The 22021-nt window shown below is 35.9% G+C and carries 19 protein-coding genes; 15 read left to right on the forward strand and 4 right to left on the reverse strand.

The window, feature by feature from the left end; genetic code table 11:
- Nucleotides 1–138: 138 nt before the first annotated feature.
- The 6 genes from JP39_RS03480 (at nucleotide 139) to lpdD (ending at nucleotide 6741) form a co-directional block, all read left to right on the forward strand.
- Nucleotides 139–1053: a LysR family transcriptional regulator gene (locus JP39_RS03480; RefSeq protein WP_041499286.1), complete on the forward strand. Its 915-nt coding sequence runs from the start codon at nucleotides 139–141 to the stop codon at nucleotides 1051–1053.
- Nucleotides 1016–3340, forward strand: coding sequence for a UvrD-helicase domain-containing protein (locus JP39_RS03485; RefSeq protein WP_082330633.1), 2325 nt, complete (start codon nucleotides 1016–1018; stop codon nucleotides 3338–3340). The genes JP39_RS03480 and JP39_RS03485 overlap by 38 nt, the downstream gene beginning before the upstream one ends.
- A gap of 543 nt (nucleotides 3341–3883) precedes the next feature.
- Complete coding sequence (locus JP39_RS03490) at nucleotides 3884–4159, forward strand: LasU family protein (protein ID WP_041499285.1); 276 nt, start codon at nucleotides 3884–3886, stop codon at nucleotides 4157–4159.
- Between the two features lie 117 nt (nucleotides 4160–4276).
- The gene (locus JP39_RS03495) at nucleotides 4277–5749 is read left to right on the forward strand and encodes a UbiD family decarboxylase (protein WP_041499284.1); all 1473 of its coding nucleotides are present in this window, start codon (nucleotides 4277–4279) and stop codon (nucleotides 5747–5749) included.
- Between the two features lie 21 nt (nucleotides 5750–5770).
- Nucleotides 5771–6334: a UbiX family flavin prenyltransferase gene (locus tag JP39_RS03500; protein ID WP_041499369.1), complete on the forward strand. Its 564-nt coding sequence runs from the start codon at nucleotides 5771–5773 to the stop codon at nucleotides 6332–6334.
- Entirely contained in the window at nucleotides 6334–6741 is a 408-nt protein-coding gene (lpdD, locus tag JP39_RS03505) for a prenylated flavin chaperone LpdD (protein WP_041499283.1), read from the forward strand. Before JP39_RS03500 ends, lpdD begins: the two co-directional genes overlap by 1 nt.
- A gap of 38 nt (nucleotides 6742–6779) precedes the next feature.
- Here lpdD and coaBC read toward each other — a convergent pair whose 3' ends face one another.
- Nucleotides 6780–7970, reverse strand: a complete 1191-nt coding sequence (gene coaBC / locus JP39_RS03510; RefSeq protein ID WP_041499282.1) for a bifunctional phosphopantothenoylcysteine decarboxylase/phosphopantothenate--cysteine ligase CoaBC — start codon at nucleotides 7968–7970, stop codon at nucleotides 6780–6782.
- Between the two features lie 480 nt (nucleotides 7971–8450).
- Here coaBC and JP39_RS03520 point away from each other — a divergent pair, with 480 nt between their 5' ends.
- Nucleotides 8451–11081, forward strand: a complete 2631-nt coding sequence (locus JP39_RS03520; protein ID WP_041499280.1) for a glycoside hydrolase family 3 protein — start codon at nucleotides 8451–8453, stop codon at nucleotides 11079–11081.
- A 102-nt stretch (nucleotides 11082–11183) separates the two neighbouring features.
- Here the strand turns inward: JP39_RS03520 and JP39_RS03525 are convergent, their stop codons facing one another.
- Nucleotides 11184–11732 carry an NADPH-dependent FMN reductase gene (locus JP39_RS03525; protein ID WP_041499279.1) on the reverse strand — a complete coding sequence of 183 codons (549 nt, stop codon included), beginning with the start codon at nucleotides 11730–11732 and terminating at the stop codon, nucleotides 11184–11186.
- Between the two features lie 315 nt (nucleotides 11733–12047).
- Between JP39_RS03525 and JP39_RS12715 the strand changes: the two genes are divergently transcribed.
- Nucleotides 12048–12722, forward strand: coding sequence for an RlpA-like double-psi beta-barrel domain-containing protein (locus tag JP39_RS12715; RefSeq protein ID WP_082330634.1), 675 nt, complete (start codon nucleotides 12048–12050; stop codon nucleotides 12720–12722).
- Between the two features lie 163 nt (nucleotides 12723–12885).
- On the opposite strand, the gene JP39_RS03535 is transcribed toward JP39_RS12715, so the two are convergent.
- The gene (locus JP39_RS03535) at nucleotides 12886–14355 is read right to left on the reverse strand and encodes a glycoside hydrolase family 1 protein (protein ID WP_041499278.1); all 1470 of its coding nucleotides are present in this window, start codon (nucleotides 14353–14355) and stop codon (nucleotides 12886–12888) included.
- Nucleotides 14356–14524: 169 nt separating this feature from the next.
- On the opposite strand from JP39_RS03535, the gene JP39_RS03540 reads away from it, so the two are divergent.
- From JP39_RS03540 to JP39_RS03560, 5 genes are all read left to right on the forward strand, one after another.
- Nucleotides 14525–15520 (forward strand): zinc-binding alcohol dehydrogenase family protein, encoded by a 996-nt coding sequence (locus JP39_RS03540; protein WP_041499277.1) that lies wholly within the window; start codon nucleotides 14525–14527, stop codon nucleotides 15518–15520.
- A 196-nt stretch (nucleotides 15521–15716) separates the two neighbouring features.
- Nucleotides 15717–16643, forward strand: coding sequence for a sugar phosphate isomerase/epimerase family protein (locus JP39_RS03545; RefSeq protein WP_041499276.1), 927 nt, complete (start codon nucleotides 15717–15719; stop codon nucleotides 16641–16643).
- 36 nt (nucleotides 16644–16679) lie between these two features.
- On the forward strand, nucleotides 16680–18050 hold the full coding sequence (locus JP39_RS03550; RefSeq protein WP_174795707.1) for a PTS transporter subunit EIIC: 1371 nt from the start codon (nucleotides 16680–16682) through the stop codon (nucleotides 18048–18050).
- 85 nt (nucleotides 18051–18135) lie between these two features.
- Nucleotides 18136–18891: a DeoR/GlpR family DNA-binding transcription regulator gene (locus JP39_RS03555; protein WP_307722465.1), complete on the forward strand. Its 756-nt coding sequence runs from the start codon at nucleotides 18136–18138 to the stop codon at nucleotides 18889–18891.
- A gap of 13 nt (nucleotides 18892–18904) precedes the next feature.
- Nucleotides 18905–19369, forward strand: a complete 465-nt coding sequence (locus JP39_RS03560; protein ID WP_041499273.1) for a PTS sugar transporter subunit IIA — start codon at nucleotides 18905–18907, stop codon at nucleotides 19367–19369.
- A gap of 42 nt (nucleotides 19370–19411) precedes the next feature.
- Here the strand turns inward: JP39_RS03560 and JP39_RS03565 are convergent, their stop codons facing one another.
- A complete protein-coding gene (locus JP39_RS03565) occupies nucleotides 19412–20413 on the reverse strand; it encodes a LacI family DNA-binding transcriptional regulator (protein ID WP_041499272.1) in 1002 nt (333 codons plus the stop codon).
- A gap of 428 nt (nucleotides 20414–20841) precedes the next feature.
- On the opposite strand from JP39_RS03565, the gene rpe reads away from it, so the two are divergent.
- Nucleotides 20842–21492: a ribulose-phosphate 3-epimerase gene (gene rpe, locus JP39_RS03570; protein ID WP_137619757.1), complete on the forward strand. Its 651-nt coding sequence runs from the start codon at nucleotides 20842–20844 to the stop codon at nucleotides 21490–21492.
- Nucleotide 21493: 1 nt separating this feature from the next.
- The gene (gene rpiB, locus JP39_RS03575) at nucleotides 21494–21997 is read left to right on the forward strand and encodes a ribose 5-phosphate isomerase B (protein WP_041499270.1); all 504 of its coding nucleotides are present in this window, start codon (nucleotides 21494–21496) and stop codon (nucleotides 21995–21997) included.
- Nucleotides 21998–22021 lie beyond the last annotated feature (24 nt).

Raw genomic sequence — 22021 nt, forward strand, 5'->3', positions numbered from 1 at the left:
CTCCTGAATAATTAATAATAGAGATTTTAATAACGTAACTTAACCTTACGTTTATAAAGCGGATATTTCAACAGAATGTTTAGAGATTCATGCTACAATTAATTTCTGTAAGTTTAGTTTCAAGAAAGGAAGATCACTGTGGATTTAAATAAGTTTAAGGTTTTTGTCGATTTATCAAAAACACTCAATTATACTGAAACAGCTGAGAATCTTTTCACGACTCAGGGAAATATATCCAAACAAATATTAGCTCTTGAAAAGGGCTTAAATGTTTCCTTATTTAAACGAGCGCATCGAAAGATTGAACTGACTGAACAGGGGAAATTAATTCTTCCATACGCGCAAAATATTTTACGTGATTATGAACAATTAACTGTTAAATTGGATGATTATCAAGCTGCTCAAAATATGACGATTGAGATGCATACGATTCCGACGATGCCTAGTTATCAAAGCTTTGGCTTAATTAGTCAATTTTTACGTGACTATCCAGATGTCCAAATGCAGCTTAAAGAGGAAGAAAGTTACAATTTAATAACTTCTTTGAAAGCTGGTAAATGTGAAGTGATTTTTGCACGGACTTTTAAGTTTGTTGATCCAAAATTGGAACGGATTGTCATGGAAGATGATAAATTCGTGGCTGTTTTACCACAGGGACATGTTTTAGCCACCCAAGATAAATTAGATTTAGCTGATTTAAAGACTGAAAAATTTTTAATTTTAGGTAATTCGACTAATCTCTATTTGCCAGTTTTAGAGCTTTGTCAGCAGGCTGGATTCAAAGCTAACGTTGTTTATGAGGGCACACGTGTGGACTTGATCATGCAAATGGTTCAAAATAATATGGGTGTATCGGTGATGACAGCTAAGACTGCCAAGCAATTTGCGAATAAAGCAGTTGCCATTGTGCCTTTAACGGCTAATATTACCAATAAATTGTGTTTTATCAGAGTTAAAGGACAACATTCGAAAGCAAATAATCTCTTTTGGAATTATATTCAAAAGCAGGTTGGAAATGATGGGGGACGAGACGATTCAAGAATTATCAACTAAAGAAATAATTGATCTGATGGAGTCAGGTCTAAATATGAAGTTCTCCGCTGAACAAATAAAAATTTTAAATAATGATTTCATGAGACCGTTATTAGTTAATGCATGTGCTGGTTCAGGTAAGACGACCATTTTTATTTTGATGGCTCTGATTGCCGTAGCTAAGGGTAACGCCGCTCCAGACGAAATATTAGGAATAACTTTTTCTCACAAATCTCGAGTAGATATGGGTGAGCGTTTTGATAAATTTGTCAAAGAATTGTCTGATACTGGGTTAGAGTTTCCTATTGGACGCCCCAATTTCACAACTTTTCATGCATTATTCTACCAATTATTAAGACAAAATCCTGAGTATCAACGGTCTCAAGTTTTGACTAGTTATCGCTTATTTATGCGTGATTTATCTGATCAAATTAAGCATCCTAGTAACGTTATAACGAAGGCTGAAATGTTGGGAGAGATGTTTGACCTCAATGATTATATGATTAATCAGGGATTGACAACCAATGGCGTTTTGCCGACTGTAACGGAAGATAAGCCTTTGCGTGAATCGATTAAAGTTATGTCAGAGTATTCACGTCAGAATCACGATGATGATTTTTATGCTGACTATTTGGATGTCATTAATAAGTATCAAGAACTCAAGCGTCGCAATGGTTACATTGATTTTAATGATATGAAATTATTGTTATTGGAAAGCATGAATGATCCGCAGTATTTGCAGTATTATCAACGTATTATGGCTCGGTATAAGATTGCCGTAATTGATGAGTTTCAGGATATTGATAACTTGCAGTGGGAGATTATTTCTAAGTTATTAAGTCCCGAAACGATGCAACATCTAATTGTCATTGGTGACGATGACCAGAGTATTTACTCATTTAGAGGTAGTAATCCACAGTATATCTTGAATTATAAACAGCTGTTGCCAGATGCTCAGAAGCTGAATTTGTCGACTAATTATCGTACGGGGGAGAAAATTCTGAAACGAGTTATTCCTTTGATTAAACAGAATCATGTTCGTTTGGATAAAGAGTTGCTGTCAGGCCGTCCTGATGTTGGTAAATTTGTACTTTATAGTAGTAAGAAATCTGGTTTCAGTGGTGGTTCAAAAATGTTGAAACGCCTTGTAAAACAAGTTAATGATCCAGAAATCAACAATAATGATATTGCCATTTTAGTACGTTATAACTCGTCAAGAATGCTTTTAGCAGACTGGTTAGCTAACCAAAAAATTTACGCTAATATCAATAATTCAGGTGCTATTCTCCAAAATAATTTGATTTATCGAATTATAACTGAATTGATGAAAGCACTATGGCAAGATAAATATAAGTATTTTAGTAGTCAGGCCAATCGAATCGGATTTCGAGCTTACAAGGATCATACGACTAAGGTTGAAAAACGAGCTGATGATGAATTCAATAAATTAAGTAAATATTTGTTAGCAGCTGAAGCGTATAACGCCGAAACAAATACTCCGTATAAGCGGACCGATGAGCGGGTTCAAGTGTATTTCAACAGTATTAAACGTTTTAAGACTCGTATGGATGAAGCTGATAATGATGAAACTCGACAGAAGCTATCCAAAAGTCTGATTAAAGATTTGTACACTGCGGCAACAAAATTGACTGATAGATATTTTGATTTTATGGAAGAAAAGAACTTTATGTCGAAGGTTGAAGTGAATGATATTAAAAAGTATTTGGAAGATGAATTAGACGAATACAAAAATATTGATGATTTCTTCTTTGATGAAGAGCATAAGAAGGATATTCTTTCGAATCGGATGGAGCAGGATAAGCAACAACATCGAATTCAATTTTTGTCACTGCATCAAGCTAAGGGCTTGGAGTTCAAGTATGTTTATCTATATGGCTTGACTGATAAGGAAGTCGAACGTGCCGGGGTGGTCTTGAATAATTGGTTCCCACCGGAAATGACAATTGAGCAATTTGTTAAACAGTGGAAATATATTTATAATCGCAGTTTTGAATTTCTGGAACGAGCACTGCAATCGGCACATATCGACAACTATAAAGAAATTACGAATAACAATGCTTTTAATCCCATTAATATGGATAAAACTTTGGAAAAGTCCAAAGAATACGCTATGTTTCATACTTTCTATAAAGAAGTTGAAAATTACTCAGCTTTTATCGAAGAGGAACGTCGTTTGTTATACGTTGGTGTAACACGAGCACAACAGGAATTGTCATTACGGATTGCTCCAGATTCCAATCCATTATTATTTGAATTAAAGTTGCCAAAGAAGAAGCCTAAGAAATAATTTTTAGAGTATGATAGTTGTATATACCAAATATGCTAATTAAGTATGCCGTCTCCGGATCTGATAGTATTCCCCTGCTGTGCGGAACGGTCCGAGCCAAAGATCGGTCTCGAACCTCGGTTTGAAGCCTTGCATAAATCGCAAGTCTCCAAACTCGTCCGGTGGTGTAATGGCTAAAGCCATAACGCCACTTCCACTGCGAGTAAATACTATCAGATCCTCCGACTGGGTTCTTAAAAATAAATTGAGTGTTTTATCATAGGTATTTAAGAATCATTGAAATATGTACGGTGCTAGTTGATGACCTAATATGAATATTTCATGTTTTTAAAAATTGTTTGAATACTTTTACATTCAACTAATAACGATTGATTAGTCGGAAGAACTGGGAAATATTTGTGTGCCGAGGTTCGAGACCGTACCTTGGCTCGAGCCGTTCCGCACATCTTGAGAATATTTCCCAGCTCTGGAGACGGCATATTTAATTAGCATCACACCTATTTAAAGTAAGTTATTAACAGGAACTAAAGATGGGGGAAAGTAATGAAAATTCGTCGTATTATTGAAATAATTCCAACTGTTATTTTGATAGCAATTTATTTATACAGTTTGTCATTGCACATGAGCGGTGGGGCTTGGGGTACGCCGTTTGTTATCAGTGTTACTGGCTTGAGTTTCTACATTCCGGTAATATCATTTATAGAAGCAATGATAAGTTCAACACGGAATCCTAAATATAAAAAACAAAATAAAATATTTTATGGTTATATGATTGCGGTTTGGGTTATCTCATTGGTTGCCGCTATGTTTTCTATGTAAGCAGGAATATAAAAAGAAAAAGCATTCCATTTTGGAATGCTTTTTGCTTTATCTTGAATTGTTCTGAAGTATAGTCAGTCCTTATAATTGACCTTGTTAAGAAAGCGAGGCAATTGTATGTCAGAACAACTATATGATTTACGAAAAGTTATCGATGAACTGAGAAATAAACCAGATCAATACCACGAGACTAATGTTGAGGTTGACCCTAACGCTGAATTATCTGGAGTTTATCGTTATATCGGTGCTGGTGGTACGGTTCAACGGCCAACTTCGGTTGGTCCATCAATGATGTTTAATAATATTAAAGGTTTTCCAGGTAGTCGGATTTATATTGGTTCGATGGCTAGTCGTCAACGTGTTGGTATGATTTTACACCATGATTACAAAACTTTGGGGCGCTTTTTGAAGGATTCAGTTGAGAATCCAGTCGCTCCAATTGTAGTAGATTCTGACCAAGCACCTGTTCAAGAAATTGTGCATAAAGCTACTGATAAAGATTTTGATATTAGAAAAATTTTGCCAGCGGCTACAAATACTGAATATGATGCTGGTCCATACATTACCGTTGGCTTGGTGCTCGGTTCTAATCCTGATAAAACGATGAGTGATGTTACGATTCACCGGATGGTTTTGGAAGATAAGGATACTTTAGGGATGTACATTATGCCCGGTGGTCGTCACATTGGTAATTTCCAAAAGCAATTCGAAAAGCTCAATAAACCGATGCCTATTACGATTAATATCGGCTTGGATCCTGCAATTACCATTGGAGCAACTTTCGAGCCACCTACAACGCCACTTGGTTACGATGAATTGAATGTTGCCGGAGCTTTGCGTCAACAAGCAGTTCAATTAGTCGCTGCCAAAACGGTTGATGAAAAGTCGATTGCTCGTGCTGAATATGTAATTGAGGCTGAAATTATGCCTAATCAAACTATGCAAGAGGATATCAATACTAACACTGGTAAAGCTATGCCCGAATTTCCTGGCTATGATGGTGACGCCAATCCAGCTGTGAATGTTGTCAAAGTTAAGGCAATTACTCACCGTAAAGATCCAATTTTCCAAACGATGATTGGACCTAGTGAGGAGCATGTTTCAATGGCTGGAATTCCAACTGAAGCCTCGATTCTGGAACTAGTCGACAAGGCAATTCCGGGAAAAGTAAAGAATGTTTATAATCCTCCTGCTGGTGGCGGTAAATTGATGACTATCATGCAAATCCATAAAGATGATGAAGCAGATGAAGGTTTACAAAGACAGGCAGCCATCTTGGCATTGTCAGCTTTTAAGGAGTTAAAGACAGTCATTTTAGTTGATGATGATGTGGATATTTTCGACATGAATGATGTGATGTGGACGTTGAATACACGTTTCCAAGGCGACAAAGATATTATGGTGCTGCCGGGAATGCGTAATCATCCGCTTGATCCGTCAGAACGTCCTGAATATGACCCTAAGTCGATTCGAGTTCGTGGAATGAGTTCCAAGACAATTCTAGATGGTACGGTTCCATTTGATATGAAAGATCAATTTGAACGAGCTAAATTTAAAGAAGTAAAAGATTGGCAAAAATATTTAGAGTAAGGAAGTATTGATATGTCACGAATGAGAAAGATTGTTATCGGTGTCACTGGCGCTTCGGGTACGATTTATGCACTTGATTTGATGAAAAAATTGCAATCAATGAAAAATGTGGAAACGCATGTCGTTTTCAGTGCTTGGGCTAAGAAAAATTTACAGCTGGAAACGGATATGTCACTAGCTGAAGTTAAAAGTTTGGCTGATTATTTTTATAGTGATAGCGATTTAGGCGCAACAATTGCCAGTGGTTCATTTTTGACCGATGGGATGATTATTGTACCAGCCAGTATGAAAACAGTTGCCAGTGTTGCCATTGGTATCGGTGATAATTTAATTTCTCGTGCCGCTGATGTAACTCTAAAGGAACAACGAAAGCTAATTATTGTACCCCGAGAAACACCACTGAATACGATTCATTTGGAAAATATGACTAAGCTATCGAAGATGGGTGTCCAAATGATTCCGCCGATTCCAGCGTTTTACAATCAACCACAGACGATTCAAGATTTGGTGGACCATCAAACGATGAAAGAATTGGATGCACTAGGCATTGAAAATGAAATTAGTGGTCGTTGGGAGGGAATTTAATGAAATTCTCAATTACGCAAGAAAATTATACGATGGTAGCTGATGTAGAAGTTATCGGTAAGGATTTATTGATAAAAATTATCGGTGGCGATACACCACACATTGGAACTGTGACGACGTTAACTAGGACAACTGATTTGGAAACTGTCCGGTATCCTAGTCATGACGGTCGGCTGCACAAAGATGATGTTTTAGCAATTCGCATCGGTAAAATTATTCAGTCTGATTTGCCCGGTAGTTGCACGATAACTGCCGGAGTTCACGTTAATCATATTTCTAAGAAACAAATTATGGTTTCGGCGATGATGTCAAAGAATTTAGGTGAGCAAATTAAGAATTGGCTAGAAAAAACTGAATTCAATATTCTTGAGCCAGTTTATTATAGTGATAAAGAAAATCCGCAATAGAAAAAAGACATTCCAATTTTAAGGAATGTCTTTTTGAGTTATCTGTTCAAATAAAAGTCCCAGAACTTTTTAGCAACGTCGATTTTAGACATCAGTGGCCAAGATTCAGGTTGTTTATTCTTTCGTAGAAGTGTCATGCGATTAGTATCAACGCCAAATCCAGCGCCACTCTGGGCAACATTATTGGCAAGAATTACATCAGCATTTTTACTTGCCAGTTTCTTCTCGGCGTTCTCTAAAAGATGTTGCGTTTCGGCCGCAAATCCAACAACGAATTGGTTAGTTTTAGTTGCCGCAACAGTTTTAAGAATATCCGGATTCTTAGTTAATTTGATGGTGAAAATATCTTCATCGTCATTCTTCTTAATTTTTTGCTCAGCAACATTGATTGGTTTGAAGTCTGCCACAGCGGCGGCCATCACGAGAACATCACTTTCAGGGAAAACACTCTGAATTTGAGTCATCAGTTCAGCAGCGGTTTGAACTTTGATTAAATTTATTCCGCCTAGAGTAGTGTCAACAGTTGTAATTAATGTAACATCAGCTCCTAAGTCTCGAGCAACTTTCGCCATGGCCAGTCCCATTTTTCCAGATGAACGATTACCAATGTAACGAACGGGATCAATGGCTTCTTTAGTACCACCAGCTGTAACGATAACCTTTTTGCCAACCAATGGACGAGGTTGAAAGTTCTTTTCGATAGCTTCCATAATTGTTGGAAGTTCAGGGAGACGACCTTTACCAGTCATTCCTTCAGCTAAAAATCCAGTTGCTGGTTCAATAATTTGTACGCCCATTTGTTTCAAATTTTCCAAATTATTTTGAACGGCTGGATTGTTATACATGTCAGTATTCATGGCAGGGAAGACTAATTTCGGAGCAACAGTTGCCAACAAACTAGTTGAGACAATATCGTCAGATAAACCGTTAGCCATTTTTCCAATAATGTTAGCAGTGGCTGGAACGACAACAGCCAAGTCAGTCCAAAGCGCTAATTGAATATGGGGAATAAAATCATCTGGGCTAGTTTGTGGTGTAAAATTATCAGTAATCACAGGTCGTTGACTGAGTGTGGCAAAAGTTAGTGGAGTAACGAATTTTTGAGCAGCATCCGTCATGATAACTTGCACCTGAGCTTCTTCTTTGATCAAGCTACGTACAATATTTAAAGTTTTATAGGCAGCAATTCCACCGGTAACGTATATGGCAATGTGTTTATCTTTAAGCATTTCTTCACCTCAAAAGTTTTAGTTATATATATTTCATTGTTAATATTATTTGAATCTGATTTCAGAATAATTGCATTATAAAAGTAATTTTAGCTTCCAGATTTCAGAATTGCAGAGGCGCATTGCTGAAAACAGGAGGCGGTAAATCTATAATTATATGATACTATTCATTTATCGGTATTAGGAGGAAATCCATGAATATTTATACAGCAGATATAATTCTCTACTTATTATTAATTTCCATATTTAATAATCCTATTCTGAATACTTTTCAAGCATTAGGATTGAATTTTATAGTTAGTGAAATAATTATTGGAATAATATTGTTGATTATTTTATTTATAATCCATAAATTTGTTTTACGAAAATATATTTATAAAAAATAAGTGATTGTGCAAAAACTATAACCGTGCAATCACTTTTTTTATGCTCAAAAGTGTAAAATTAAGGTAATTACATTTCCACCAAAGGAGAGATTAGATGGAAAGCGATATTTCGCAACGTGAATTTGAAAATCAAGAATTAGCTAAAACGGCTGCTGAAGAAGCTATCGTTTTGCTTCAAAATAAGAATAAAACATTACCTTTGAGGAATAAGACGGTTGCACTGTACGGCCATGGGGCTTTTGCTACAGTCAAGGGTGGCACTGGTTCTGGTGATGTCAACCAACGCAGCGTTATCAACATCATGCAAGGCTTGGAAGATAATGGCTTTACCATTGTTTCAAAGTCATGGTTGGTTCGTTTGCAACGGTATTATCAAAAAGAACAGAGTATTTATGAAGATAAGTTAAAAGACGATCCGATGTCATTATTGGCACCAGCATTTAATTTCAAAGATCCAGAAATCGCTGAATTTGATGATGCAACGACAGGTATTTACGTAATTTCTCGTAGTTCGGGTGAAAATTATGACCGTCGCAATCATAAAGGCGACTTCCGTTTAACTGATAATGAACTGGCTAATATCAAGGCAATGAGTGCATATTACAATCACAGTATTGTCTTGTTGAATGTTGGCGGGGTAATTGATACGAGTTTTATTGATGAATGTCCAACGCTCGACAGCGTCGTTTTAGTTTCCCAATTGGGGATGATGAGTGGAAAAGCTGTAGCTGATATTTTAGATGGTACGAAGAGTCCCTCTGGTAAATTGACCGATACATGGGCTTATTCTTATCATGACTATCCAACTTCTGAAAACTTTGGGATGGCAAATCCTGAGTATAATGAAGGTATTTTTGTCGGCTATCGTTATTTTGACAGCTTTGGAATTAAACCACGCTTTGAGTTTGGTTATGGTCAAAGTTACGCTGACTTTTTCATTAAGACACAAAAAGTTAATGTCAATGAAAAACGGATTCGTTTACAGGTAAATGTGGAGAATACGACTGAGAGTTTTTCTGGTCAAGAAACAGTTCAAGTGTACGTTTCTAAGCCACAGACGGAGATTCCAGTGCCATATCAAGATTTAGTTGAATATAGTAAGACGACCAATTTACGGCCACATGCTCAACAAACATTGGAGTTTGAAGTCCCAATCAATGATTTGAGCGTTTTCGACACTGAGTTAGGTGCTTATGTTTTGGTACCCGGAACTTATCTCGTTCGTGTCGGTAGCAGTTCTAGACAAACGGATGTCGTTGCCAGTTTCAAATTAGACGAAAAGGTTGTTTTGAAGAAAGTCGAAAACGTCCTCAAACCAAGAATCGATCCAACTACTTTATTGAAAGCTAACGTAGCTTTGAAACAAGTAAGCGGCGTACCGTTCTTCATTTTAAAAGCTGCCAATTTCAATGAACCAGAATTTGTCCAATATCAAGAGAGCTCTGATGTGACAACTTTTGTGGCTGAACGTGAAGATTTGCCCGGAAAAGGATTGGATCAAGTCATTGAACATGTCCGCAACGCTGAAGGAAAGACTTTAAAAGATGTTGCTGATGGGGATGTTGAGTTGGCTGAATTTATTGCTAGTTTGTCAGAGCAGGATTTGGTTAATTTAGTTGAAGGCCAGATGTCGAGCGTCAAAAACAATATGGTCGGTATTTCATCTGATATCGTACCTGGTGCTGCTGGACAAACTGGAGCCGATATGGGTAAAAGAATTCCGTCAGTCGTTATGGCTGATGGTCCCGCTGGAATTCGTGTCGATCCCGTATTTGAGAGAAATCAACAGACAATTACTCACTATGCGACAGCTTGGCCAATTGGAACGGCGCTCGCACAGACTTGGAATAAGGATTTGTTGGAAAAAGTTGGCTTTGCGGTCGGAACTGAAATGAAAGAATTTGGTGTCGATCTCTGGTTAGCTCCAGGGATGAATATTCATCGTGATCCACTCGGTGGTCGTAATTTCGAATACTTCGCTGAAGATCCATATTTATCAGGAACGATGGCAGCTTTTGAAACTAAGGGTGTTCAAGCACATGACAAACTTGGTGTGACACTCAAACATTTCTTAGGCAATAATCAAGAAAGTTTCCGTAATTTTGGTAACAGTATTATTGGTGAACAAGCTTTACGTGAAATTTATTTGCGTAATTTTGAGATTGCTGTTAAATTGGGTCATCCCATGGCAATTATGTCATCATATAATCGTGTTAATGGGATATTCTCAGCCGCCAATTTTGAGTTGCTAACGAACGTTTTACGTGATGAATGGCATTTCCAAGGAACAGTCATGACCGATTGGTTCAGTGCTGCCGATCCAAAGCAGAGCATGCATTCTGGAAATGATTTGATCATGCCCGGAAACTCGAAGTCAGAGTTGATGAGTGCGGTTAGTGACTTTGGACCAGAATTTGATGAACAAGGCAAAATCAAAGTTAAAACAGATTATGATTTACTGAAGAAGAAATTCGTCGAAACTGAAATGTGGAATGACTTTATCGTTGATTCAGACGGTGAGGTAATTGTTAAAGTCAGAGTTGATAGTGATTCCAGATTGAGAGATCGTATCAAAGATTGGGTTTACAATGGTGAAGCTCAGATTGTTGATGATAACCATATATTGTTGACTGGTAAGTGGGAAGATAATAATGATATGTATCTTGGAGACTTACAGAAGTCGGCGATTAATGTTTTGAAGATGGTATTGAAATTGAAGTACTAGTTTGATTCCATTTTTAATACTATAGAAGAAAAAAATCCAGATAATCAAAAGGGACACTAAAGTTCCCAAGATTATCTGGATTTTTTGTTTTATATTTAGTTTTTAATATCTATTTAGCAAATCAACATAAGCATCAACGATACTTTGTAGGAAGCCAACTGTTCCTTCAGCAACGTTTCCGTTGTCATCAAGAATTTTTGTAACATTACCAATATATGCTTCTGGTTGTTGCAATGTAGGCATATCCAAGAATACTAATGATTGACGTAGGACGTGGTTAGCACCAAATCCACTGATTGCACCGGGTGAGACGCTGACTACTGCAGCAGGTTTCTTTTCCCAGGCATTTGCACCATAAGGACGTGAACCAACATCAATAGCGTTCTTCAAGCCACCAGGGATTGAACGGTTATATTCAGGTGTTACGAATAGCACACCAGCAGCATCCTTGATCTTATTTCTGAATTCTGTATATTCTGCAGGGACATTTTCAGGTGTATCAATATCCTCGTTATATAGTGGCAAGTTTCCGAATTCTACGAACTCTGGTTCATAGTCACTAGGGAACAATTTCATCATGTTCTTAGCAATTTGTTTTGAGAATGAACCCTCACGCAAACTACCTACAATTACAGCAATTTTCTTTGACATATAAAATACCTCCATTACTTTCGATATTTCTAAATTAGCACAAAAAAATTTATTCAACAAATATTTGTTCTCGCAAACAAACATTTTTTTATTTTTACGATAACGGTTACAAAAATATTGATAAAAGTATCACAATATGTTAAAATATCTCGCTTTGATTAATTATTGATAATATATTTAGAACTTTTTGATGCTTATTACGAAAGTGTTACAGAAACTTCATTCAAATGAATTTTCTTATTGTTCCTGTAATCTGTTTGTTATATTTGTCTTGTATAGTTTCATCTGGTAAACATACAACCGGGGAGAGATTAGTTGCTAAAGCAAATTAAATTAGATGCACTACTTATTATTAGTTTGATCATCACAGGGGGAATGGGATATACAGTTGCCTACGCCTCAGATTCATCATCAAGCCAAGTAAGTAATACAACAGATTTTCAAAAAACATTAACTAACTTGGAGACAAAGCAAGCAGTTAATGATGATGCTAATACACTAAACAAAAAAGTATCATTATCAGACAATAAGGAATTTATGCCTGGTATTAGACATAGTGAAAAGGATCCAAATATGGGGGACGTCACAGCAGAGTCAAATGATGACCAAGTTGTTGACCATGCGCCAGTCCAAACTTCACAACCAGAACAAATCGAAGAATCACAACAAGCTATCACACAAGCGGCTGCAGAGCCACCAGTAGAAATGCAATCAACATGTAGGAATGTTGGTACATTTAAAATTAGTTTTTATGATCCAGCTGTTTTAGGGTCAGATATGGGTTATTCAGGAGTTGCTACAAACTTGAGCGTTATCCCACGTTGGTCACGCTTGAAGATTACTACAGCTCAAGGGGATGTTTATTACCGTACTGTTAACGATACTGGTACATTTGCTTATGACAATCCATACCAAATTGATATGGCTATGCCAAACAGCATGATTCCTTCTTATGGAATTACTAGTGCTACTGTCGAAATTATCGGCTAAAAGTATTTAAATATAACACCTGCAGGTTTGAATCACCTTTTTAAACTTGGTAGATAATATTAATCGTTACTTAATTTCTCGGTATTACTGAGTGAATGAGGTGACGATTTTTTGTTTGGACAAAATTAAAGAGACTTCCAAATTGTTGGAGGTCTCTTTTAATCTAATCCTTTAATGCAGCACCATTAGTTTCAATGATATGTTTCATCCAATTGTAAGATTTCTTTGGTGTTCGTTTTAATGATCCATTACCTTTGTCATCCATATCAACATATATGAAGCCATAGCGTTTCTTCATTTCACCAGTTGATAGAGAGACCAAATCGATTGGAGCCCACATTGTATATCCCAAACATGGCACCTTATCAATGTTGATTGCATCGGCCATTGCTGAAAGGTGATCTTGTAGGTAATCGATTCGATAATCATCTTCAACGTAATCATTCTTATCAGCTTTATCAATGGCACCCATACCATTTTCAACGATGAATAATGGTTTTTGAATGCGGTCATAAATTTCGTTCATACAGTAGCGTAATCCTAATGGATCAACTGGCCAGCCCCATGGTGTTTCTTTCAAATAAGGGTTCTTATTGCCACCAACGTTGAACCAGTCATCGCCAGCTTTAGTTGTGTTTGAACGGTAATAACTAAAAGCAATGAAATCTAGTTGACCTTTCATCAATGTTTCTTTATCTTCGGGATCCATCTTAATATCTTTGACATCGTGACGGTTCCAAAGTTCTCTGGCATAACTAGGGTAGTAGCCACGGCCCATGATGTCGATGAAATACCAGTTTTCACGGTGTTCCTGAAGGTGATGGAACATGTCTTCTGGTTTACATGTAGCAGGGTAAACTTCACTCATCGCATACATTGTTCCAAATTGGCTGCCAGGAACTAGTTTGTGGCCAAGTTGGACTGCCTTGGCTGAAGCAACAAACATGTTGTGATCGGCTTGATAACGGTCTTGTCCAGTAGCTTTTCTAACACCTGTAGGTCCGAATCCACGAACGGCATTAATTTCATTAAATGTTAGCCAGTAACGACAACGGTCACCAAAGTGTTCAAAGAGAGTCTTAGCGTATTTAACGTAGGCATCGATAACTTTCCTTGAGGTCCAGCCATTGTACTTGAGAGCTAAATTCATGGGCATTTCATCGTGACAAATAGTGATGAGGGGCTCCATATTGTATTTAGCCATTTCGTTGATAACGTCATCGTAAAATTTTAAACCCTCGGCATTGGGCTGTTCTTCTTCGCCATTTGGGAAAATTCGACTCCAACAAACTGAGAAACGGAAGACGTTGAATCCCATGCCCGCCATTAATTTGATGTCTTCTTTGTAATGGTGATAGAAGTCGACAGCTTTGTGGCTAGGATAGTATTGATCGTCCAAAAAGACCGGTTGAGCATCTTCAGGAACATCGTCCGCCAAAATAAATGAACTCTTAGGACTGATAATTGAGCCGTCGGCGGTTTTTAGCGTGTGATGACGAGGGTTATCTTGTGAGCCGTCAGTTTCATAATCGTGAGAAAGAATTCCACGACCACCTTCGTTAAAGCCACCTTCGTATTGAAAATCAGCGGTAGCACCGCCCCATAAGAATCCGTCTGGTAATTTTTTAGTCATGATTTACTCCTTTAAAGATTCAATTATATTTTGAAAGCTCTATTTATTAAGTGATTTAATAACAAGTTAATATTAAATCTAATTGAGTAAGTAAATATAGTGGATAAAAATTTTATCGAAACTTTTTTTATTGTAAGATGGAACTAACGTGGAAAAGAAGGTCAGATAAATGAAAGCATTTGGTGTAACTGATAGTAAAATAGATAGTTTTGTAGAATTTGATAAAGTTAAAGAAACACCTACTGGACGTGACTTATTGGTCAAAATTGAAGCCATTTCGATTAATCCAGTCGATATCGCTACGAGAAAGAATGTCACTGGTGAATTGGATAGTCCTAAGATTTTAGGCTATGACGGTTATGGAATTGTGGACGCTGTAGGTTCCGACGTTGAGAATTTCAAAGTAGGAGAGAAAGTCTTCTTCGCCGGCGATTATACGCGGGATGGCTCAAATCAAGAGTATGAAATAATCGATGAGCGTATCGTTGCCCATGCACCTAAGGATATTTCAGTTGAAAAGAGTGTCGCTATGCCATTGGTAACTTTGACAGCTAGTGAGCTACTTTTCGAAAAATTACAGATTAATCCAGCTGCTGATAATCGTGATAAAACTATTTTGATTATCAATGGTGCAGGTGGTGTTGGTTCAATTGCCACTCAGTTGGCTTATTTAGCCGGTCTAAAGGTGATTGCTACAGCATCAACACCAGAGAAAGTCCAATGGGTCAAAGACCTTGGAGCAGACTTAGTGGTTAACCATCATCAAGATTTAATCAAACAAGTGCGTGATTTGGGTGTTGAAAACGTCGATTACATTATCGGTCTGAGCGATAATGATCCACATTGGAATGAAATCGTTGAATTGATCAAACCTTTTGGAACTTTTGCAACAATTACTAATTTGCGTGAATCACAGATTGGCGATTTGAAGTCGAAGTCAGTCAATTTTGCTTGGGAATGGATGTTTACTAAGGCCAAGTTCAAGTTGGATTCCATGTCTGATCAAGGAGCCTATTTGGAAAAATTAGCTGCTGGCTTGGATAGTGGGATGATTAAATCCACTGTTACAAAGGTTTTCCATGGTTTTAATTTGGAAAATATCAAGACAGCTACCAAATTGGTTGAAGCCGGTCATATGATGGGTAAGGTTGTTATTAAAGCATAATGGTTTGTACTAATAATCTACACGATAAGGAAATTGCTTATTGTGTAGATTATTTTTTTGGTTCTTTTGCAGATTTTGTCACTTATAAACACGCTAAAAGCGGTATTTCATGATAATTTATGAATAAATATGAAAAAGAATGACAAAAGATGCAAAACTTGTGCTATACTAAAAGCGCTTACAGGAGGTATGAGAAATGAAATTAGCAACAAGAATTAATTCGTTTTTACCAGTTAATGAAAATAATATGGATAAGGTATTTGGACAATTTCAAAAATTAGGCTTGGGATATGTTGATTTAAATTACCCTGAACATACAAATGGATTTGAACCAGAAGAAATGAAAACTCTTTTAGATAAACACGATTTGAAACTTAATGGTGTAGCACTACGTTTTAAGGATGATTACATCAATGGCGATTTGGGAAATAGTGATGAGAAGGTTGCCAAACAGGCACTTGATTTATGTAAATCAGCTGCTGATTATTGCAAAGCTGTTGGTGGACATGTCGTTACTATTTGGATGGCACATGATGGATTTGATTATAATTTCCAAATTAATTATTTAAAGGTTTGGAATCAATTAAAGAATGCTTTCCAAGAAATTGCTGATTATGCTCCAGATTTGAAGATCAGCATTGAATATAAACCATTCCAACCACGTGCTTATGCTTTTGTAGATTCAATGGGTGTTACTGGAATGATGTTAAGTGAAATAGATCGTAAGAATATTGGCGTTACTTTAGATTATTGCCACATGTTAATGAAACACGAAAATCCTGCTTTTGCAGCTGATATTTTTGGATCACGTAAGAAGTTATTTGGTATTCATATCAATGATGGTTATGGGATGAATGACGATGGATTGATGATTGGTACTGCCAGTCCATTCAAGACATTAGAATTCTTATATTATGTTAAGAAACATAACTATGACGGAATGTTTTATTTTGACACATTCCCAGTAATTGAAAATGCTACTGATGAATGCAAAGCAAATATTGACATGATTACTAAATTAGATTCATTAATTGATTCAGTTGGAATGGATAAAATTGGTGAGGTAATCGATAAAAATGATGCAATTGCCGCTCACAAATTGGTGATTGGTTTCTTTAAATAAAACTATGAGCGATGGAACTCTGGGGGAATCGTAATTATGAATTATAAAAAAACAGCAACTGAGATTTTACAAGCTGTCGGAGGCAAAGAAAATATTGCCAATATGACACATTGTGCTACAAGATTACGTTTGAATTTAAAAGACGAATCTAATGTTGATGATGAAAAAGTTAAGCAGATTGATGGAGTAATAAATGTTGCTCGTGCTGCTGGTCAATATCAAGTCTTGATTGGTCTTGAAGTACCAAAGGTTTATGCGGAATTTGAAAAAGCTGCTGGAGGAGAAGAAGCGGTTGAAGATAACGCCGATTCTGAAAAGTCCGGTAGTGTTATCAGTAATATTTTCTCAGCTATTTCTAGTATTTTTGCACCACTACTACCAGCCTTAGCAGGTTCTGGTATTTTACGTGGTATATTAATCCTTTGTGTTCAATTAGGACTGATCAGTGAAAAGAGTGGTACATATACCATCTTCTATGCTGCATCAATGAGTGTATTTTACTTCTTGCCAGTATTATTGGCTTTTACATCTGCCAAGAGATTTGGTGCTAGTCCATATTTATCAGCTATCATTGGTAGTGCCCTGTTATATCCAGATTTCATTAAATTAATGGGTACACATGGTAACGGTGCGATGACTACATTTATGAAGATCCCAGTTGTTTTGATGAATTATAATTCAACCGTTGTTCCAATTATTCTATCGATTTGGGTATTTTCATATTTATACAAATGGTTAGATAAACACGTAACTGAGAATTTACAACTTGTTATTGTTCCATTGGTTTCATTAGCAGTTATGATTCCATTGACAGTTATTGTAATTGGTCCACTTGGTGTTTATGGTGGTGAAATGATTGCTCAAGTAGTTAACTGGGCTATTACACATAGTCGTATTTTAGCCGGAGTTCTAGTAGGTGGCGGCTGGAGTATTTTGGTCAGCTTTGGTATCCACTGGGCAATTAATCCAATTATGATCAATAATATTGCTACTGTCGGTTTTGATTATATTTGTCCATTAACTTTTGCCTGCAACTTTGCAGTTATCGGTGTAACACTTGGCGTATGGCTAAAAGCACGTGATTTACAATTACGTAGTTTTTCATTGACTGGTTTAGTAACTATTGTCTTGTCAGCTATTATCGAACCAACTTTATTTGGATTATTAGTTAAAAATAGAAAAATTTGGTTAGCTCAAATTATTGGTGGTGCTGTAGGTGGTGCATATTTAGCTGTAATGCATGTTGCAACTAATGCGTTTGTCTTTGGTAGTGTTACTACTTTCCCAGCATTTATTATGAAGAATTCAAATAATTTTATTCAAGCAATGATTGGACTCACAATCTCACTTGTCGTAGGTGCTGTACTTGCTTACTTCTTTACAAGTAGAGATGAAAAATTGGCTTAGTAATTAACAGATGATAATTGTATGGAATAAATGTCTATCATGATTTGATATAATTACATTGGTTAGTAAACGACAGTGTAAAGGAATGACAAAAATGATTCCATACGAAAGACAAGAAAAATTATTAAGGATATTAAAAGAAAAAAGGTTAATCAAGATTGAGGACATCAGCAAAGAGTTTCCTCAAGTGTCGGATTCAACCATTAGACGAGATATTAAAGAGTTAGAAAAGCTTGGCAAAGTTGAGTCCATGTATGGTGGTGCCGTAAAGTATTTGTCCAATACCGATGAATTACCAATTTCAAAAAAATCTTTGATCAATCAAAAAGAAAAAAATGAGATTGCTGATTTGGCAAATGACGTAGTTTGTGATGGAGATAACGTTTATGTTGATTCTGGATCAAACGGATCAATTTTATTGAATCGGCTAATTCATAAGAAGATAACAATATATACGACTAACACTGATATTTTTCGACAATCAATGGAAAATCTTAATGCAGAAATAATTGTTATTGGTGGATCATATAATCCAGTGACGTCATCGTTAAGTGGATCATTCACCGAAGAGGGATTGAAGAACATTTTCTTTAATAAATCATTTCTCGGTGCAAATGGCATTGACATAACTAATGGTGTAACAACTCCTAATATTTCTGAAGCATTGAAAAAAAGAATTGTTAAAGGACACTCCCAGAAGACTTACATTATGTGCGATAGTAGTAAATTCAATTTAACTGCCAATGTAAAAGCATTCGATATTTCTGGTGTAACAATTATTTCCAATGAATCTGATGCTGAGCTTGCTGAATATACTGAATTCTTGACACCTAAAAGTTGAGGGTGAATTTTAGATGGGGTTATTTTCAAAAAAAGTAGAACTATTTGCGCCAGTTGATGGCGATTTGAAACCTATTTCTGAAGCAGGTGATGAGTTATTTGCTTCAAAAGCAATGGGTGATGGTTTTGTTGTAATACCAACTTCAAATAGTATTTATAGTCCAGTTAAGGGCAAGATTGTTTCGGTATTTCCGACAAAACATGCTCTAACTATAAAGAATGGTAAATTTGAATATTTATTACATTTAGGAATCGATACCGTAGAACTGAATGGAAAAGGATTTGATATTAAGGTTTCTGAAGGTGATTCCGTAGACGAGAATACTTTATTAGGTACTGTTGATTTTGATTTTGTTAAAAAGAGCGATAAGAAGGCTGATGTTATGCTCATTTGTACGAACTTGAAAGATTCCCAAAAGGTCAGTTTGGATGGTTTAGATCAAGTTGGGCATTCAAATAAAATAGGTGTTATCAATTAAAAAAGACTTTCATAGATTTTAGTCTGTGAAAGTCTTTTTTTGCTATTTGCTTGATTCTCTCTGAATTAATGAAACTGGTATAGTAATGGATTCTCCGGTAATACCTGTATGATTAATCAAGTTGATTAAATTATCAACTGTGACTTGAGCTATTTTATCGGTGTCTTGCTTAATAGAAGATAATGTTGGATATGAGTGAATATCTTGAGGATCATTATCAAAACCAATGATCTTAATATCCTTTGGAACTGATTTTCCTATTTTAAGAAGTGCAGATAGTACATTGATTGCAATTGAATCATTTATTGCAAATATGCCATCAATTTGAGGTTCTAGCTCTAAGAATTGGTTTAACTTTTTGGTGATATTATCTGAATCCAAAACAATATGGTTTTTTGATTTATTATAAGTAATATTATTTTTTGCCAATGCGTCTTTAAACCCTCGAAGCCTATAGCTTGATGATGATGATGTACGACTGTGGGATGCAATAATGGGAAACTTACATCCAGCTTCAAATAAGGAATTTGTGGCCTCAACGGCTCCTTGATAATGGTCTGATGATATAAAGACTGTATTTTGTTTATCTTTAGGTTCTCGATCGATACAAACGAATGGGATTTTTTGAGGTGTTTTTAATTTGCTGATATCAAAGGCTTTGGCCCCTGAAATAACAATTAGTCCATCAATACCTTTGCTTTCCAGCATTTTTAAATATGCCAATTCTTTTTTCTCATCGCGTGCAGTGTTACATATGATTGTAGAGTAACCTTGCTTGAAAAGAATTTTTTCGATTTTCTGAACAACGTTAGCGAAGAAGTAATTACTAATATCAGGGACCAGTATTCCAACTGAAAATGATTTATTCATGCGCAGATTTTTGGCACTAAAGTTAGTATGGTAATCAGTATCTCTTATTACTTTTTGAACTTTCTTTCTAGTCTCTTCTGAGAAACGACCATTGTCATTTATAACTCTAGAAACAGTGGCCACAGATACACCGCTTAATTTAGCGATATCTTTAATTGAGTATTTTTTATTCATGATGACATTGTAACTCCTATTTGCTTACTAAAAGTAAGTTTTACATAATTTATTTTTTTGTCAAATATGTTTTTTCATTTTAGAAAGCGTTGACATTTTTGAAATGCGATGATACACTTTTGTTGTTGAGAAAACGATTACCCAATGGAAATGATAACACGAAAGCGGGAATAGGATGGTTCTTTAAAAAGAATATTACAAAATAGTATATCGATGACTTTAGAAATGTTAATTATAGGTATTTTTTAAAGGGATTTATTGGTATTAATCTTAACGAAATTATTTGCAGTGAGATTTTAAAATATGGAAGTCTGTTAGTTAAACTTTAAATAGAAGCTTTTCTCGGAATTTTAATAAGTCTTTAAATAAAATAGAGAAGGTTTGTTTTAATCATTGAGTAATCGATTTCCCAAAAGGATGTAGCTATTATGAAAAAATTGATTTGCCCATCACTAATGTGTGCGGATTTTACAAATATAAAAAGAGAAGTAACAGAATTGGATAAAGCCGGAATAGATATTTTCCATATGGACGTTATGGATGGAGCATTTGTTCCTAATATGGCACTTGGTGTAGAAGATTATAAATCTGTTAGAAGTCTTACAAATACATCTATGGATGTTCATTTAATGGTTAACAATCCGCAAAACTTTGTTCCGATTTTCGCAAATTTAGGAGCAAATATTATCTATATTCATCCGGAAGCGGATCCCATGCCAACTAGAACTCTAGATGAAATTAAAAAGGATGATATTCATCCTGGAATTGCTATTAATCCAGGTACTTCGATTGCAACAATTAAAGAGCTGTTACCTTTAGTAGATTACATTTTAGTTATGACTGTTAATCCTGGCTTTGCAGGACAATCGTATTTAGATTATGTAAACGATAAAATTAAAGATTTAGCTGGTTTAAAAGAAAAGTATCAATTTAATTTGATGGTTGATGGTGCTATCTCACCAGAGAAAATTAAATTATTATCAGGTTTTGGTGTGGATGGTTTTATTGTTGGAACGTCTTCATTATTTGGTAAAGACAAGAGTTATAGGGAAATCGTTAAGGAATTAAAGGAGCTTTAATATGAAAAAAATTGCTATTGGATCAGATCATGTTGGTTATGAGTTAAAACCCACAATTATTGATTATTTAAAAGAATTAGGCTATGAAGTTAAAGATTTTGGTACTTATTCAACTGAAAGAACTGATTATCCAATTTATGGAAAAAAGGTTGGAGAAGTGGTTGCGAGTGGAGAATATGATTTAGGAATCGTAATTTGTGGTACTGGAGTTGGTATTTCCTTGGCTGCCAATAAGGTTCCAGGCATTAGAGCAGTTGTATGTAGCGAACCATATTCTGCACAATTGTCAAAAATGCATAACAATACAAACATTTTGGCATTTGGGTCTAGAGTAGTTGGGCCTGAATTAGCTAAGATGATTGTAAAAACTTGGTTGGATGCCACCTTTGTTGGCGGTAGGCATGCTCGTCGAGTTGATGAACTGGGAGCCATTGAAGACCGTGATAATAAGGAATTTGAAAATATTGAATATTCACAAAGTGATAAGTATATAGATAAGAACTAATAAAAGACGATACGGGGTGAAAGT

It is taken from the genome of Companilactobacillus heilongjiangensis (assembly GCF_000831645.3).
GTDB classification, from domain to species: domain Bacteria; phylum Bacillota; class Bacilli; order Lactobacillales; family Lactobacillaceae; genus Companilactobacillus; species Companilactobacillus heilongjiangensis.